At 41.4% G+C, this 17,746-nt stretch carries 17 protein-coding genes; 14 read left to right on the forward strand and 3 right to left on the reverse strand.

Translation table 11 applies throughout. The features are described from left to right. The first annotated feature begins 233 nt into the window (after window positions 1–233). The 5 genes from MHB85_RS15310 (at window position 234) to MHB85_RS15330 (ending at window position 4,708) form a co-directional block, all read left to right on the forward strand. Complete coding sequence (locus MHB85_RS15310) at window positions 234–701, forward strand: DinB family protein (RefSeq protein WP_105598775.1); 468 nt, start codon at window positions 234–236, stop codon at window positions 699–701. 109 nt (window positions 702–810) lie between these two features. After that, a complete protein-coding gene (locus MHB85_RS15315) occupies window positions 811–2,016 on the forward strand; it encodes a winged helix-turn-helix domain-containing protein (RefSeq protein WP_105599143.1) in 1,206 nt (401 codons plus the stop codon). Window positions 2,017–2,669: 653 nt separating this feature from the next. After that, window positions 2,670–3,041 carry a DUF7674 family protein gene (locus MHB85_RS15320; RefSeq protein WP_105598777.1) on the forward strand — a complete coding sequence of 124 codons (372 nt, stop codon included), beginning with the start codon at window positions 2,670–2,672 and terminating at the stop codon, window positions 3,039–3,041. Between the two features lie 426 nt (window positions 3,042–3,467). Then, window positions 3,468–3,845, forward strand: a complete 378-nt coding sequence (locus tag MHB85_RS15325; RefSeq protein ID WP_105598778.1) for an ArsR/SmtB family transcription factor — start codon at window positions 3,468–3,470, stop codon at window positions 3,843–3,845. Then, on the forward strand, window positions 3,842–4,708 hold the full coding sequence (locus tag MHB85_RS15330) for an aldo/keto reductase (protein WP_192131539.1): 867 nt from the start codon (window positions 3,842–3,844) through the stop codon (window positions 4,706–4,708). Before MHB85_RS15325 ends, MHB85_RS15330 begins: the two co-directional genes overlap by 4 nt. A 182-nt stretch (window positions 4,709–4,890) precedes the next feature. Here the strand turns inward: MHB85_RS15330 and MHB85_RS15335 are convergent, their stop codons facing one another. Continuing rightward, window positions 4,891–5,283, reverse strand: coding sequence for a hypothetical protein (locus MHB85_RS15335; protein WP_181155418.1), 393 nt, complete (start codon window positions 5,281–5,283; stop codon window positions 4,891–4,893). A gap of 43 nt (window positions 5,284–5,326) precedes the next feature. On the opposite strand from MHB85_RS15335, the gene dnaN reads away from it, so the two are divergent. From dnaN to MHB85_RS15370, 7 genes are all read left to right on the forward strand, one after another. Continuing rightward, entirely contained in the window at window positions 5,327–6,460 is a 1,134-nt protein-coding gene (gene dnaN / locus MHB85_RS15340; RefSeq protein WP_258170168.1) for a DNA polymerase III subunit beta, read from the forward strand. 106 nt (window positions 6,461–6,566) lie between these two features. Then, window positions 6,567–7,421: an AraC family transcriptional regulator gene (locus MHB85_RS15345; RefSeq protein WP_192131537.1), complete on the forward strand. Its 855-nt coding sequence runs from the start codon at window positions 6,567–6,569 to the stop codon at window positions 7,419–7,421. A gap of 182 nt (window positions 7,422–7,603) precedes the next feature. Then, window positions 7,604–8,050: a GNAT family N-acetyltransferase gene (locus MHB85_RS15350; RefSeq protein WP_091018992.1), complete on the forward strand. Its 447-nt coding sequence runs from the start codon at window positions 7,604–7,606 to the stop codon at window positions 8,048–8,050. A gap of 297 nt (window positions 8,051–8,347) precedes the next feature. After that, window positions 8,348–9,793: a spore germination protein gene (locus MHB85_RS15355; protein WP_091018990.1), complete on the forward strand. Its 1,446-nt coding sequence runs from the start codon at window positions 8,348–8,350 to the stop codon at window positions 9,791–9,793. A gap of 5 nt (window positions 9,794–9,798) precedes the next feature. Further along, the gene (locus MHB85_RS15360) at window positions 9,799–11,001 is read left to right on the forward strand and encodes a Ger(x)C family spore germination protein (RefSeq protein ID WP_091018988.1); all 1,203 of its coding nucleotides are present in this window, start codon (window positions 9,799–9,801) and stop codon (window positions 10,999–11,001) included. A gap of 12 nt (window positions 11,002–11,013) precedes the next feature. Next, window positions 11,014–11,241 (forward strand): hypothetical protein, encoded by a 228-nt coding sequence (locus MHB85_RS15365; RefSeq protein ID WP_091018986.1) that lies wholly within the window; start codon window positions 11,014–11,016, stop codon window positions 11,239–11,241. 14 nt (window positions 11,242–11,255) lie between these two features. Then, a complete protein-coding gene (locus tag MHB85_RS15370; protein WP_192131535.1) occupies window positions 11,256–12,353 on the forward strand; it encodes an endospore germination permease in 1,098 nt (365 codons plus the stop codon). Between the two features lie 115 nt (window positions 12,354–12,468). Here the strand turns inward: MHB85_RS15370 and MHB85_RS15375 are convergent, their stop codons facing one another. Continuing rightward, window positions 12,469–13,818 carry a response regulator transcription factor gene (locus MHB85_RS15375; protein ID WP_192131533.1) on the reverse strand — a complete coding sequence of 450 codons (1,350 nt, stop codon included), beginning with the start codon at window positions 13,816–13,818 and terminating at the stop codon, window positions 12,469–12,471. After that, on the reverse strand, window positions 13,818–15,527 hold the full coding sequence (locus MHB85_RS15380; protein ID WP_192131531.1) for a histidine kinase: 1,710 nt from the start codon (window positions 15,525–15,527) through the stop codon (window positions 13,818–13,820). Before MHB85_RS15380 ends, MHB85_RS15375 begins: the two co-directional genes overlap by 1 nt. Window positions 15,528–15,843: 316 nt before the next feature. On the opposite strand from MHB85_RS15380, the gene MHB85_RS15385 reads away from it, so the two are divergent. Together MHB85_RS15385 and MHB85_RS15390 are read left to right on the forward strand one after the other, a co-directional pair. Beyond that, window positions 15,844–16,728, forward strand: coding sequence for an ABC transporter permease (locus MHB85_RS15385; protein WP_036616097.1), 885 nt, complete (start codon window positions 15,844–15,846; stop codon window positions 16,726–16,728). Window positions 16,729–16,746: 18 nt separating this feature from the next. Further along, window positions 16,747–17,616, forward strand: a complete 870-nt coding sequence (locus MHB85_RS15390) for a carbohydrate ABC transporter permease (RefSeq protein WP_017688372.1) — start codon at window positions 16,747–16,749, stop codon at window positions 17,614–17,616. The last annotated feature ends 130 nt before the right edge of the window (window positions 17,617–17,746 follow it).

Consider the following 17,746-nt stretch of genomic DNA (forward strand, 5'->3'; position numbering starts at 1 on the left):
AGTATATCAAAATGTATATTTTAGATAATAAGAATCTCAAATAGCTCGAAGTTCTGTATACAAAAATAAATTCGGTACTTATTTTATTAATGGGGACGGACAGTTAAGTTTAGCCGATACAGATGTTTTTTTGTATGCTTTTTTTAACGGGAACATATGTTTGTTTTTTCCTTTTCTTTTGAGTAAATATTTTGTATGATACAAGAGACGTGAATGATGGAGGAGGAGTTTGGATGTATCGACAAGTGGATGATTTTTTAAAGGAATGGGCAGTGGCTGTGAAAGGAACATTGCAAGTATTACAAGCCGTAACAGATGATAAATTAGGACAAAGTATTTTAGAAGGGCATAGTACACTAGGTTGGTTAGGCTGGCATTTAGCAGAAACAACAGGTTATTTTAGTCATTTAGCAGGTTTAACTGTACCAATGATTGGTCAAGATGAGCCAGTTCCAGCGACAGCAAGAGAAATTGTAGCAGCTTACGAAAAAGCAGCAGAGGCGGTCAAAGAAGAGGTAGCCAAGCTATCAAATGAGGACTTGCTAACAGAAACAGGCTTAGAAAGTCTTGCAACAAAAGGTTCATTATTACGTTTCTTAATTGACCACCAAACACATCACCGCGGCCAAATGACGGTGCTATTACGTCAAGCAGGCTTACCAGTACCGCCCGTGATGGGTCCAACAAAAGAAATGCAATAACGAATAGATGTCTTTCTTGGTAGTGGCTCCTCAAAGTTAGAGTCTTTAATAGGCGGCTGAAGATTGGTTTGAGTTCGGTATTGCATTTAAATTAGAGGTAGGTGTAAACATGATCCAATTAACAAACCGCCAGGCACGGCAATTTCTATTGCTGAAGCATGGACTTTTGGGCGAATATAAATTTAGTGAAAAGCAGGGTGTATTGGACTTTGCTCGGCAGGTCAGCTGCATTCAATACGACCCCATCGATGTTTGCGGAAAAAACGCCGAATTGGTGCTACAGTCGCGAATAAAGGGATTTACCAAGGGAATGCTCGCCGAGTTGCTATATGAGGATAGAAGCCTTGTCGATTATCCAGACAAGAACCTAGCCATTATCTCTGTCGAGGACTGGCCGTATTTTGAGCGATACAGGCAAGCCGCAAGGCAACATGCCAAACGCTATCCCGAAATGGAAGCGTTGACTACGCAAGTACGGGCTCATATTCAAAATCACGGTGCACTAAGTTCGGATGATTTAAAATTGGATGGGGATTTCTCTTGGCAATCGGCCATCCACTGGAGCGGTGGAAACAATTCATCTCGATCGGTGCTGGAACAGATGTATTCGACGGGTGAGTTGATTATCCATCATAAAAAAGGAACGCGTAAATATTACGATATAGCTAAGAAGTACATACAACCAAATCTGCTGAATGCATCAGAGCCGCTGGAGGATGAGCTTGAGCATCATAAGTGGCGGGTACTGCGTCGAATCGGCTCTGTTGGTCTCTTATGGAATCGTGCGTCAGATGCATGGCTGAATATATGGGGGCTGAAAGCAGCACAGCGCACCGAGGTTTTTCGCCAGCTATTACACGAAAATCGTATTGTTGCTGTTGCTGTGGAACAAATGAAGGATATGCTTTACTGCCTCGCGGAGGATTTACCGCTTATTGAAGTTGTTCTGAGAAATCAGGAGCAGAAATTGCGTTGTGAACTTATTGCCCCTCTAGATAATTTCATATGGGACAGAAAACTTATCAACAAATTGTTTGGCTTCGATTACACATGGGAGATTTACACGCCTGCAATCAAACGAAAATTCGGCTATTATGTGCTGCCTCTATTATATGGAGAAAGCTTCATTGGACGGGCCGAGATAATCGTGGAGCGAAAAACTGGAACGCTCGTTCTTAAAAACATCTGGTACGAGAACGGTCTGAAGCAAACAACGCAATTGCGAACAGCCTTGAACAGTTGTGTCCAAAAGTTTGCGATATTCAACGGGTGTGAGACGATTTCGGCAGAGTCTATAAAACCAACCATAAATTAAAATAGGTCATTCCGCTAACGGATAACGTTAGTTTAATAAACAGGCCACAATTGGTACATTTATCACTCGTAAAAGAACTCTCCAGAATAGGTGGGTTCTTGCATTTTTATCCATATGTTTGCGGGTGGTTTCAGTTACGCTGGTATTGCCCCTAAGAGTAGGTAGTTTGTTCTAGCTCGAAGAATGACCATAATTAATTTTGTGCGCTTATATTACCTTTTTTTGTTATACTCACCGAATAATAAGAAATATTCCCAATGTTTCCTGTTACAGTTTGTAGTTTTAAAGATTCAACATATCAATTCTGATACATAAGCTAACTATTATAGTGCGGGCAGTGGTAAGGTAATGCGAAATGATAGATGAAGCATATACATTCAACTTTTTCCACTCAGACTTGAAAGGATCGTTATTGTGCTAAAAATTATTAATTTTCTTCTTTTTTTGCTGATCATTTGGGTAGTCATCTTTTATCCTTTTCGTTTTGTTTGGTTTGAAGGTGTAAAACAGATTCCTGCAGATCTTCATGGTGTTTATTTACTATTCTTGTTCTTTGGATATCTGATCTGTTCATCGGCTATGGGACTTATGGTTGGCAAGATGTTTTTTAAACGAAAAGAACAGTGATTATGGGTACGTATGGAGGTTTAAGAATGGACGGAGACATTTTAATCAATCAATTCTTAAAACTTTTTCCTGAATTTTTCGATTGTTACATAGAGCACTTGGAATTAAATCAAGAGTTTCTAGGACATGTGTTTTTTGGTGATGAAGTGGCTAATTATGTTGAAGGATTGCTTCGTGAAAATGATGACACAGAACAACTTGAGAAGTTTTTTGATTTTTTCGAATGGATGGCAACTCAAACGAGCCTTTATATTGTACAAGTGTTATCTACTACAATCTTGTATGATCTAGGTGGGCAAACAGATATTTTGCAAAAAGCTCAATTTTATATGAAACCACATACTAAAAGACTTTCTCAAGAAATAGAAGATTTGCACTCAGGGAAATATTTTTCATAGAATAATCTGCTGCAGATTAGGTATTCAATGCGTTTGAATCGTTGGTTTATAATATCATTCAAGGTCGCTAAAGCAGCGGCTTTTTTGTTTTATCCATGTAATTTCCTATCTTAGGGGTTGAAGGGGAAAGGACTTATTTCAATGATCGATTAGATAATTATGGATAACTTTTGCTTGGGATACGTCTTCAATCGCATCAATCAGCGCGGCGGAAGCAATGAAGGAGTTTACTACATTTTTCGAAGAACTGGGAGGCAACTAACACATTAGATTGGATCAGTTTCAATCTGGACATATATCCTTTGTCTTAAGACATGGGAAAAATAGGTTCTTGAATTTCTTACCCGATGTACAGCCGAATCCGAGATTGTGATAGGCTGTATCTACAAAAGTATTGCACGTTCTAAATGGAAGGGGATAATTTACTTGGATCAGGAACTTGCGACCACGATTGCTATCGAATTTAAGAACAATCAGAAGGTGTTGAATGCGATCGGAGACGAAACCCGGCAAGCCATCCTCATAGCCTTGATTCAAGGGCCGCAAAAACCCGGCATGCGCGTAGGAGAGATCAGGATGAAGACTCACCTTTCCCGACCAACCGTATCACATCATCTGAAAATATTGAAAGAATCAGAGATAATAAGTGTTCGTAAAGAAGGAACTCTCAACTATTACAGCCTTGACTCCGGTAGCAAGTTGAAATTGTTAAAAAACCTGGTGAACCAAATAGAAAAGTTGCTAGCGCAATGCGAAGAACAAGCATCGGAACAACAAATAGGAAACAGGGGGAGTTGCGAATGAATCAGACAGTCGCAGCCGCAAACGGAGTGGGCATTCCTCAACTAGGGTTCGGCCTATATAAGATCAAAGACGGGGGGACCTTCGAGAGGACTGCCGAGGAGGCTATTCGAATGGGTTATCGCCATTTCGATACGGCCAAAATTTATGGTAATGAAGCGGTGTTAGGTCGGGTCATCCAAAACAGCGGCATTCCCAGGGAGGAGTTCTTCATTACCTCCAAGGTATGGACGACAGACCTGGGCTACCGTGCGACGAAAAGGGCGTTCGAGCAGACTTGCCAGAAGCTGAACGTAACATATCTCGATATGTATTTGATTCATTTTGCTGGTCCTCAATACGTGAATGCTTGGAAGGCGATGGAAGAGTTATACGACGCAGGTAAAATCAAAGTTATAGGTGTAGCCAATTTCGAGATCCGGCATCTAGAGCATCTGAAGAAACATTCCCGGATTTCGCCGATGGTAAATCAGATCGAGACCCATCCGGAATTTCCGCAACATGAATTGCATGATTATATGGTTCGGCATCGGATTCTGCATGAGGCTTGGGGACCGTTGGGGCAGGGTAGCAAAGCGCTGCTGGAGCATCCGGAGCTGGCGGCAATTTCCCTTCGTCATCAGAAGTCGGTTGCGCAAGTCATTTTGCGCTGGCATCTGCAACGTGGAATTATTGTCATCCCCAAATCATCGAATCCTCAAAGGATAAAAGAGAACAGCGAAATATTCGACTTTGAGTTGAATGAGAAGGAGATGGAACAAATACGACGGTTGGACACGGGTAAGAGATATTCCGTAAGTCCGAATGGCTACATGGTCAACCCGTTTTATATCAATTTGATGAAGTTATTTATTCGCTCTCATTGATGGATCATAGAATATATAAAAAAGGTGTCTATACGTAATTGTTTTATTGGGGCTGTCCTGTGAGTCATGAGCATGACCGGGTACAGCCTTTTGTCAGGATTATGCAGTTCTAACGGACCTAGCAGACGCTATTTGCTCCCATTTGCATAGGATTGATTCTAACGAATCATAGAGACGTTATTTCATCGAGTTGGTGCTTGAAGAGAAGGAATTCCTTCTGAGATACTCCCATCTTTACATTCGATGAGTTGTTCTTCAGCAATTGCTTTTAAAATATTGTAAATCCATGTAGAGACATGATAAGATGAGAAGGGATCTGTTTGAATGAGGTTACCTAAATCAAAATTCGGGAGTGTTATTATATTGAACAACAATAACATTAAAGTTGGTGTCTCTAATAAAGAAGGCCAGTTAGGTTTTGTCTTTTCGAGAGGTGGTCTGCGAGAAGGTTCTGGGAGAAAGAGTATAGGTGTGACTAAAAAAATATCTTTAACTCTAACAGAGGACATGTGGGGAGAAATCGAAAACCATTGCACAGAGCATAAACTTTCTCGTTCGGAGGCTATACGTAACATCATTGAGTCCTTCTATTCATAATAATTTCTTTATTCGAGGTAGGTGAGGTCTTTGCTGGTAGAGATAACAAAAGATTCTCTTATGAATGCCATACAATATGTGATAAAGGCAGTAGCAGCAAATAGTTCGATACCAATTCTTCAAGGAATACATATTCAAGCAGGTGCAGATGGCGTTACTTTTACGGCAAGTAATACAAGTTTGACGATACAGTCTATGATTGCTCATGATGATGTTTCTCTGACTGTAAAAAGAGCAGGGGCTATCGTTATACCATCGCGTTATTTTCACGATATTATTCGTAAATTTAATGATGACCAAATTATACTTGAAATTAAAGAGCCAATGATTCTTTCGATTGTATCCGGTCATTCTCAATTACGTTTATGCGGCATGGACCCTACAGAATTCCCTTCCATTGATGATGGAGAGGCGTTCCCTTCTACTAAACTACGCATTAATACTTCCTTACTTCGTTCGACTATTAAACAGCTAGCGATCGTAGCTTCAACGTCCGATACCAGCCCCATACTAACAGGAGTTTCGTTGGAATTCCGTAATGATTGTCTAAACGTAATTGCTACAGACGGAGTGCGGCTTGCATACCGAACCTTAAATTTAGAAAATGCTGCCAACAACAGTGTGAACGTTATTATTCCAGCGAAAAATCTCTATGAATTGTCGAAAATGTTAAACAAAACAGATGAAACGACTGAAATTGAAGTGATTAACCATCGAGTTAATTTCACGACAAATGGACTGAAAGTGGAGTCGGCTCTTATTGAAGGAACATTCCCATCCATGATGAATGTAATTCCTCAATCGTATGTGTGTGAAATCTCAGTTGATAAAGCATGTTTGTTGAAAGCGGTTGAATGTGTAACTGTAATGGCTAGTGCACATGTGATCAAACTAGTAGCTAATGCAGACACATTAAAACTATTGTCCAAAACAGCCGATGTTGGAGATATTCAGAATGAAATTCCAATATTAGAGATGCGTGGGGAAGAATTTATGATATCACTTAATGGGAAGTTCTTTTTCGATATACTTCGAAACATGGATTGCGCGAGTGTACGAATAAGATTCGCAGGGAAAACCAGTCCTATCGTTGTACTTCCAGATAATACGCTTATGTCTAGTTTGTTCTTGATCACTCCAGTGATGAGCCGGTGAACCGTATCATATATAAGAGCAAGCTTTCACCTGACTTTTTCGTGCAGAAATTGCAAGGTATTCATTAATTATTTCCCATAAAATCACCTTGAAGGGAGGGAGTACGATGGATTGGTTGGATAGGATGAATGGCGCCATGGAATATATCGAAACAAATCTAGCGGACACTATTTCATTTGATGAGATAGCACAGCGAGCCTTTTGCTCTACCTATCATTTTCAAAGAATGTTTCCATTTATTACTGGCGTATCGTTATCGGAGTACATTCGACGTCGACGGTTGACATTGGCGGCATTTGAATTGCAGACAACAAGCACAAAGGTTATTGATGTAGCTATGAAATTTGGATATGAATCGCCAGAGGCGTTTGCACGGGCCTTTAAGAATCTTCATGGTATTATGCCTACATCTGCTCGCGATACAGGCGTTTCGCTAAAAGCCTATCCTCGAATGTCCTTTCATATTTCAATAAAAGGGGATGTCGAAATGAATTACCGTATTGAGCAAAGAGATTCTTTTGAGATGTTTGGAGTATATGGAATTATAAATGCAGACCAGAAAACAGCGTTCGCTGAAGTACCTCAATTCCGTATAAAATGTGATGAGGATGGCAGCGTTGATCATATGAATGACTTACTGGGACGTTTTGGTGATACCATGCTACATGCCGCCCTTTATGATCACACGAAAGAATCTTTCAAATACATGATCTGTTATCATGTATCTAAGGGGCTTGAAATTCCGGAGAGATTCACAAAACTTGCTGTCCCACCATTAACGTGGGCGGTTTTCCCAGAGCCGCAGTGTGATATGCAAAAATTATGGCAACGAATCTATTCTGAGTGGTTTCCTACATCTGAATACGAACAGGTTGAGGGCCCTACTTTCGAAATGTATTATGGAATGGCACGACATGGGAATGTTTCAGGTGAGATCTGGATACCTGTGAAGAAAAAATAACGTTTTTATATGAGCGAAATGCAGGCGTTAACGAAGAAGACAACTGAAAAATTAAGATTATAATATAGGTCATCCCCACAAAGGATGGCCTTATAACTTGCCGTTACAGACCGCGACTAGAACCTTATCACCAATAGTTATAGGGGAGATTGTCCGATTAATTTATCTTGAGGGGGTTTAGCATGAATATTAAAATACGAGAAATTATATCCGATGATTATGCTGAAGTTGTTTTTTTATGGAATGATGTACTTGAAATTCGTAATGTTAATGATGCAAACTTCCGAGTGACTATGGAAGAGATGAATAAGGCCGGGAATTACAAAACATTTGTCGCACTAATAGATAATGAAGTCGTCGGTTTTGTAACAATTGTACAGTCATTATCTGTAGGCGTTCCAATGGGGTATCTACATATTCAAGCTCTTGCTGTTAAAAGGGAGCTGCAAAACAGAGGAATAGGTACAAAACTACTAAGACAGACTGAAAATTATGCTAAAGAACGGGGAATATCAAGTATTATTTTATGTAGTGGAATGAAACGAACCAACGCCCATGCTTTTTATGAACATAACGGCTATGACAGAGATTCATATTGCTTTGATAAGGTGATCGACTTAACCCATTAATTGCTCTAAAAAGACCAACACACTCTGTGAACTTAAGAGTGGAAGTTGGTTTTTTTCATTGCCATATATAATTGTATTAAACGGGTGTACCGCCAAAATAATTAAAGAGCTTAAATCGTAAGTTATATAGGATCATTCAAAGTCGCTAATCTAAAATAGCGGCTTTTTTGCTTTTCTGTTTTGAGTGGGGGGGCTGGACCTCCTGTTCGCAAGGAGGATGGGACGGAGTACTCATACAACTCATTGATTATATTTCGTATTAGTACCAATACTACATAATCAAGGGGGATTGTGAAAATGAAGTTGCAACCCAAATTTTCCAAACAAATCGTTCGCAATATTGATCTAATTTGTGACTTCATGGGAAACAGTTCTGATTTTGTGGTTCGTGAGATCACAATTGGAAGGAATCACGCCGCTCTGTTTTATTTGGACGGCATGGTTGATATGCAGAAGGTACAAGACAATGTGATTCGTCCATTGCATGAATTCGCCTTTTCAGATAGGGATGAGATGTCTTTACCATTTTTAAAAAATAGCATTCTGGATGTCGGCGAAGCAAGTTTGGTTCAGAGCTTTGAAGATGCGTTGGATCAAATCCTTTCAGGCGGAGCTCTACTGTTACTGGACGGTATGGATGAAGGATTAGTTATTTCCTTGCCAGGATGGGAAGAACGCAGCATTACCGAATCGAAGGTGCAGCCTGTTATCAGAGGTCCGCAAGAATCGTTTACGGAAACGTTACGCACAAATACAACAATGGTTCGCCGCAGGGTCAAAGATACAAGAGTGCGACTAACAAACGTCAAAGTTGGTGAAAAAACCAAGACGGACATATCGGTCATGTATATGGATGGGATCGCTGATCAGGACATGGTTCTGAACTTGATATCCAGATTAAAAAGCATGAGCGTAGATCGTGTGCTTGAAGGCGAATATCTCGAAGAATCCCTCACAGAGAAGAAACAGTTTACTATTTTTCCGATTTTCTATAATTCGGATCGTCCAGATTCTATTGCAGCAGGAGTCATGGAGGGCAAAATTGCAATATTCGTAGATGGAACCCCCTTCGTTATTCTTGCCCCTGCGGTGTTTGTTGATTTCATTCAATCTGCCGAGGATTATTATCAATCTTATATTTACAGCAGTATTATTCGAATATTAAGATACATCTCCCTGGCAATATGTATGTTGGCTCCAGCCATATATGTTGCGTTAACAACGTTCCATCAGGATATGATTCCCACGGTACTGTTATTAAGTTTATCCGCGCAGCGTGAAGGAGTACCTTTTCCGGCATTTGTAGAGGCAATCATCATGGAAGTGATTTTTGAAATTCTGAGAGAGGCAGGCCTTCGAATGCCAAGAACGGTCGGTCAGGCAGTGTCTATTGTCGGTTCCATCGTTATTGGCCAAGCTGCCGTAGAAGCAAACATTGTTTCACCTGTTATGGTCATTGTCGTTGCCATTACAGCTATTTCAAGCTTTGTTATACCCTCTTATACCATGGCCATTCCAATCCGGATATTGCGATTTGTGTTTATCGGGTTAGCCGCTATCTATGGAGTATATGGTTTGACTGTTGGCATGCTCATACTTTTTGTACATCTGAATAGCCTTCATTCATTTGGTGTGCCGTATATGAGTCCTTTTGCGAATTACAATTCGTCAAAGCAAAGTGATGCCGTACTGCGTTTTCCATTCAGGAATAAAACAAAGCAGCACACAAAACAAAAGGAGTAGGCCCCATGAACTCGTACCGATCCAGAATTTTAAAACCGCTTGTTTACATCTTGCTAATGGTCGTTGTTACGGGTTGTTGGAACAGTAAGGAGCTGAACGAAATTTCCGTCGTGATAGCTCTGGGTATTGATACAGTGGATGATCAATATGAGATCAGTCTGCAAGTTGTTGACCCTTCTCAAATGTCTCGTAATCGGGCTATGGAACGGTCGCCAACAATCGTTTTTTCCAGCCGCGCTGATACCCTATTTGAAGCCATTCGCAAACTGACAACCGAATCATCTCGGAAAATGTACATGTCACACTTAAAGTTTGTAATCTTTGACGAGAACACGGCAAGAAAAGGCATTAAGAAGCCATTGGATTTTCTGTTCCGGGATCATGAAGTTCGGCCTGATTTCCATTTGGCTATTGTCAGGGGAAGTTCGGCGAAGGATGCCGTTTCTTTTGTAGCTCCAACCGAGGTTTTACCTGCAATGGATATGTATAAAGCTTTGAAAGTATCTGAGAAAACATGGGCACCCACCTCCGCGGTCGATGTCAAAGATCTTCTTCAACGTTTAACAAAAGACGGCATCGAGCCTGTTCTTACAGGCATTCGATTGAACAATCTGAATAAAGGTCTTACCATCGATAACGTGAAAAAATCACCTCAACATGTGAATTATTTATTTACCGGAATTGGTGTTTTTCAGGGTGACCGTTTGACTGGCTGGATAGAAGAATCCAAGAGCAAGGCTTTTACCTACATATCCAACCGCGTTTCCAGTACAGTTGCTTCCGTTAGCTGTCCGAATTCCGAAGGGAAGTTTGCTTTTGAAGTCATTCATAACAACGTAAAAATCATTCCAAAAATAAAAGACAATGAGCCACACATTACTCTTGAAGTGGATACAGAAGCCAACATCGGAGAGGTCACGTGTAATGCTGACCTGAAGGATGAAAAGACGTTTAATGCGTTTCAAGATGCAGGCAGAGAAGAACAGGAGAAAATTTTGAAAGAAGGCATTCAAAATGCGCAGCAGATCGGTTCCGATATATTCGGGTTCGGAGAGGCTTTTCATCGAAAGTACCCATATGAGTGGCATAAATGGAAAGCGGACTGGACAAGAAAATTTCAAAATCTCCAGGTAGATATTAATCTCCGTTATCGTTTGAACCGTGTCGGAAAAATCACCAATTCCGTCGATTCCTATCAGAACAATTAGGAGTGGATGTATATGTTATATGTAATACTTGTGGGATCATTTGTCGCAATGATTATTGAATTTCGAGCATTGAAGGAGAAGCACTACATACGTGAAATCGTATGTGGCATGGTATTCTTTGCTGTTGGAGTTACACTTAACGTTCTGAGAATAGCGCATATTGAACTGCCGAGTCCACTGGTAGGAATTCGGATTCTATTCCAACCATTAAGCGAGTTCATTGCAACAATATTATCATAGAAGGGGACTTTGGAGTGAATACCAAGCTGACTGTTCGCCAGGCCATTACATGGTTTGCTCTATATCAAATAGGAAGTGCATACTTAGTGCTGCCAGCGGCTATTACCTCTGTTGCTAAACAGGATGCTTGGCTTTCTATTCCCATTTCCTTGGCCGTTCATCTGATGTTGATACCGTTGTATACCTCTATCGCCAGGCACATGAAAGGGAGAACTTTTGTGGAGTATCTACGTTGTCTCTTCGGCCCTCTGGGCGGTACGATTGCCACAGTTTTCATTTTTTCCTTTCCCTTTCTTGAGTGTATCATGACACTTCGAAATCTAGGCGACTTTGTGACGACATCTATAATGCCCGAAACACCTTATGATGCCATATATTTCATTATGCTTATAGCCGTATATCTCGCTGTCCGGTCGGGTCCAGTCGTTATTGGCCGGTCTGCAGAAGTTTTGTTCTTTTTCTTTTTAGTCCTATATCTATTGGTCAGAATCACTCTTCTTCCTGAGGTCGAGATAAATAATCTTTTTCCTATTTTGGAAAACGGTTTGAAACCTGTCGTTCTCGCATCGATCAATTTATTCGCTTTTCCTTATGCAGAAGCGATCCTCTATCTTTTTTTTGCACATCACTTCTCGGATCCGAAACAATGGAGAAAGTCAGTCATTGTGAGTGCTTTAATTAGCGGCACTATGTATTTTTTTATGATGTTGCAGATCATCACAGTCATCAGCGCTGGTGTAATAGCGGATTTGACGTTTCCTACATTTTTTATTGACCGAACCATAAATATAGGCGAGTTTCTTCAGCGATTCGAAATCATCCTGGCAATCGTCTGGTTCATTACTATTTTTTTCCGCCTTGCACTGCTTCTGTATATTTCCGCCCAAGGGCTTGCGGATGCTTTTCGCCTACGTAATGCTAACGTTCTGTTGATTCCTCTGATATTGATCATATTAGCCATGGCCAATTTCATATGGCCTAACATGTCATTCATAATCGAGTTAAATCAAGTGTGGCCTTATTATGCCATGATTTTCGGCATTATGTTTCCTGCTGTGCTTTGGTTGACTAGCAAGATTAGAGGATATTCAGAATCGATTAAGGAGTACTAATTCTTGTCCTCTGCTGAAGACAAGAACTTGTTTCGCGCTGGTGGAAGACTACAACTGCTCACAAAGAACATAATAGCCGACAGTATAGCTAAATCACATCAGCATCTATAGAATTTCATTTGTGGATCATATTTCTCCGATACTGATAGGGCGTAACTCCGTATTCCACTTTGAACAACTGGATAAAATATTGATTTTTTCGGTAACCAACCATCTGGGCTATATCGGCTACACGGAGTTCCGAATCTTGAAGCAATTGAGAAGCCTTCTCCAACCTCTTCCTGGAAATGTAGTTTGACACATTTTCTCCTGTCTCCTGTTTAAACAGTTTGGAAAAGTAGACGGGATGGAGGTGTGCAACTTTCCCCAGTTCGTCCAGGCTAAGGCCATGTGACAGATGGTCTTCGATATACGTTTGTACTTTGTCAACGATGGTTTGAATGGACATCTGTTTGTTGTTTCTGATCCGACTGACTCGACCCATGAGAGTTGAGGATAGTTCATCAGGATAGCGTAACTGGTTGAATATCCACTCCACGGTTTCAGAGGGATCGCGATCCTTATCCGTCAGATATACATATAGAATGGTCTCCATAAGAAAGATTACTTTTTGCTTTTGGAGACGGATTTGATCATATTTTTTAATGATATTTCCCGCCGACTCCCAATCACCGCATGATGGAGAATGGTTGAATATGCCAATGAAGTCTTCCGGGCATACTTCCTCATTATGGAAGAACCTGTAGAACATCTGTCGGGTCACATTTCGATCAGCCAACAAAAATGGAGGAGACACGACCGATTGCTCCAGTTTGATAGTCAGTTCTCCAGCAGCTTCTTCCGGAATAAAAGCAAACAGTCGTGTTCCCGCATTCCAAACGAGACGATCCAATTTGTCTCCGACAGCATGTTTTATAACATCCTCATGTTCCTGTGTAAAACCCTCGAGCTTGAAGCAGCACATACGACGACGCCCTAAAAATTCAGTATAAGCATCATATTGCTTCCTTAATGTCTCGTTATGACCAAGAAGCGAAAGCAAATACCCCAATCCATTGAAGTTCTCCCATGCGACAGATTGAGTGGGCCGTATCTTTGCAATATTATTGATGGCTTTGGACATGGCTTTCTCCACATCATCTTTGTCGACAGGTTTGAGCAAGTAGTCGAGCGCACCTAAACGGATTCCTTGTTGTGCATATTCGAACTCGGAGTAGCCGGAAAGGATGATCACTTTGGTTGGCAAGTTATGTTGGTGGATATGTTGAAGCAAATCAATACCAGACACCTCAGGCATTCGGATGTCAGTGATCAGAATATCGATGTGGTTTTGAGTCAACATGTCTCGGGCTTCAATCGAATTGGTCATCGTCTCGATCTGATCAATGCCAAAGGTGTTCCAATCGAGCAAGTGCTTCATATACTCCACGACATAATGTCCGTCATCCACAATTAATAATCGCATTAGTTATCTCCTTTCACCACGGGAATGCTAATGAGCAGCAGGACGGACAAGCCGCCCCAATCATTAGTAGTAAAATGTAACCCGCTAAGTTCACCGTACGTATTTTTCAGACGTTGATTTACATTCCAGAGCCCTACGCCTTTAATTCCTTCAGGCGGGGTATCACTCTCAAGCCGACCCTCCAGGCTACGGATATCATCGAGTGAAAGACCTTTGCCGTCATCGGAGACCTTGATCGCTATTCCAGCCTCCGTCTGTTTTACATCAATTTTCACCCGATGGGCACCTTGTTGTCCTTCAATTCCATGTTGAATCGCATTTTCAACCACTGGCTGGATGATCAGCGGCATGAGGGGAAGGCAGGACAGTTCTGGCGGCAGATCAATGCTGTACTCCATTTTTTTGCTAAGAGCCATAATAATCAGGAAATGTTCCGCAAACTGAAGCTCGCTTTCCAGCGTGACTTCATGCCGGTCCAACTTCGTTAAATAACGATAATATTCAGCTAGATGTTTGCTCATGCGCATGACAGAATCAGGTGAAAATTGAGCCACCGACATGATGAAAAACAAACTATTGTACAAAAAATGAGGATTGATCTGAGCCTGGAGTTGTTGAAGTTCCGCACTTCGTCTGAGTTCCGTTTCAGTCTTCAAGGATACGAACAGATCCTGGATCTCGGTAACCATATGATTAAAACTTCTGAACAGGCTGTAAAACTCTCTATCCGTATTTTCGGTAATACGTGTATTATGATTGCCTTGTTCGACCTGTGAAAACTTCCGCTCCAACAAACGAATATTACGGTAATAGTTCCGGTAAAACGTAAAGATCACAACCAGACCAAGCGTGAAAACGGCTAAGATGCTGGCAAAAAAAACTTTACGGTTGCGGTCAATCGGTTGCAGAAAATCATTCGTCTGTGTATATGTAATCAGGTAGGCGTCGATTGATTCAATGTATCGGGAAAGAACATAGTAATCGTCCGACTTGGTGTGATAATCATATTTCAAAGTGATCTCCGGCTGTGGAGAAATCATATTAGTAACCGCTTTCAATAGATCGTTGTCGACTTCTTTCTCACTCCATAGCTGATGGGAATTAAACCAAAAAAAAGCGTTTGAGCTGTCGTTGTTCACAGCCTTTTTCAGCAGATTTTTCAAATAATCGGTATTCAGCTTTACACCAACGACGTACTGAGTCGGTTCATTTTGTCCGGATTTTTGGATGTAAGGGTAGAGGGCAAAGTAATACAAGCTATTGCCGACGATTTGCCATCCCCGCCCATGAACATCCTTGAACGGAAGTCTCTCCTCCGGCGCACTGTTAGTGGACAGAAACGTTTCTTCAGACTTCCAGTAAATGCCGATCGATTCAATCGATCGACTGGAGAGGAGCGTTTGCCGCAAGCGCTCAACGATATCGTTTTTCTTCATTTGGGAATCGTAATTGCTCAGCTCGATAACATGCCTCTGATAAAATCGGACATCACTGTCAGCTGCATATTGAACTCCGTACATGTTAGCCTCGTATATAATCCCGTCCAGAATGCCTTTCACATAATCAAGCTGGTTTTTGGAAGCGCCAATCAGATTTTCTTCAAGTGTCTTGGAGCTCAATCGGTTCATCACGAAAAACAAACTTAACGTCAGCAACAGAAAAAAAACAAAGAAATAGATGAATCGTTTCATATACATTTTTCTGATCATATGTGGTTCCTTTCATATCGCCAAACGTAGAAGTTCAAACTCCAGATCGGATTAACCTAAATATAAGCCAAACCTTCGAAAAGCGGAAGGGCAGCAACGACGATAAATGAAAGCGGTTTAAAATGATTCAGGATGGGGTGATGATCTTGAAATTTTGGCATTTTGGAGTGAAAGCGCTTTTGTTAAGCTTATCTTCAAGGATCGCTTTCGAAAAGCCATCATAGAGGAGGTATGCAACATTAACGAGATTGTGCCCGCCAGATCCGCAAAAAAAACAAAAACAAAGCTTTCCCAGCGGACTTCATTCAAAAAGGAAATCAAGAAAAGCTGGCCTTTGTACGTACTGTGTATTCCCGCATTTGTGTTTGTCTGTATCTTTTCTTATGGCCCGATGGTAGGTTTGCTCATGGCATTTCAGGACTACAAACCATGGCTGGGCATTACAGGTTCACGGTGGATCGGGTTAGATAATTTCGAACGAATTTTCCAGTACAAAGAAGCCACACAAGCGATCGTTAATACGTTAATTATCGCCGTTTCTAAAATTATCGTTGGTATTATCGTTCCAATCGTCATGGCTATCCTGCTGAGCGAGATTCGAAATATGGGCATTAAGAAAAGTGTACAGACACTGGTGTATTTGCCGCATTTCTTGTCCTGGGTTACTGTGGCAGGGTTGATGATCGACATTCTGGGATTAGACGGAGGAATCAATCACATCTTGACACGTATTTTCGGGAACGATCCCATTTACTTCTTGGGTGATCCTGATCTGTTTCGATTCACGGTTGTGATCAGTGATGTGTGGAAGAGCTTTGGTTTTGGCATGATTGTCTACTTGGCGACCATTGCAGGTATTAATCCATCTTATTACGAAGCGGCCGAGATCGATGGCGCTACACGCCGGCAGCAAATTCGATACGTCACTTTGCCTAGCATGTTGCCCATGATTATCGTCATTTCTACGCTGAGTCTGGGCAATATTCTGGACGCGGGCTTTGATCAAGTTTTCAATCTGTACAATCCGCTTGTCTACAGTACGGGAGATATCATTGACACCTATGTCTACCGTTCATCCTTGTTAAACGGGCAATACGGCTTCGGAACCGCTGTCGGACTGTTCAAATCGGGGATTAGCTTGATCTTGATCGTTGTCTCTTACAGGCTGGCCTATAAATACGCCAATTACAAAATATTCTAACAAGGAGGGGGAGGGATCATGTACCATAAGACGACAGGTTATAGAGTATTCTCTTATTTTAATTACGCGTTCATGATACTGGCGGGTCTGGCGTGTTTCCTGCCACTGCTTCATCTATTGGCGCAATCGCTCAGCAGCAAAGCGGCCATTAGCGGTAATATGGTTTCATTTTGGCCGGTGGGGTTCAACGTGGACGCCTATGTAAAAACGTTCAACAATTCTAATTTTAACGGTGCCATGCTGACATCCATCACTCGAACCGTATTGGGTACAACCATCAGCATGTTTATCCTTACCTGTGCAGGATATGCTTTGTCCAAGGAATTTCGGGGACGCAACGTGCTCATGTGGTTTTTTATCTTTACCATGCTCTTCTCGGGGGGCTTGATACCTTCTTACATATTGATCACAGCCCTTGGATTAAAGGATACCATATGGGCTCTTGTTCTACCGGGCGCTTTCGGTGCTTATAATTTGATTCTTCTCGTCAATTTTTTCAAAACGATTCCCAAAGCCCTGGAAGAAGCAGCTTTCATTGATGGAGCGTCCTTTTTCGTAATTCTCAGCAAAATATATTTACCATTATCTCTGCCTGGCATCGCGACCGTATCCTTGTTCATTATGGTAGGGCACTGGAACTCCTGGTTTGACGGGATTTTGTATATGTCGGATGCAAGTAAGTATCCGTTGGCTTCGTTTTTACAGACGGTCGTTGTGCAGAGCAATATGCAGAATATGGCGATGAGCCAGTCTGAGGTGGCAGCCATGTCCGAACAGAGCATTAAGGCAGCACAAATTTTTGTCAGCACGCTCCCGATTATTTTGGTTTATCCTTTTTTGCAGCGTTATTTCGTGAAGGGAATCGTACTGGGAGCCGTCAAAGAATAGTTAGGATGACGATAAATTGGATTACTATAAGTTCATCTAAACATTTACACGATAACAGCGTTCGGAAGGTTGTTCTGTCATCGGAGTGCCAGTGTAAATATGCAATTAGTTGAACTTATATAGAAAACAA

Source organism: Paenibacillus sp. FSL K6-4396 (genome assembly GCF_038002525.1).
Classification (GTDB): domain Bacteria; phylum Bacillota; class Bacilli; order Paenibacillales; family Paenibacillaceae; genus Paenibacillus; species Paenibacillus amylolyticus_B.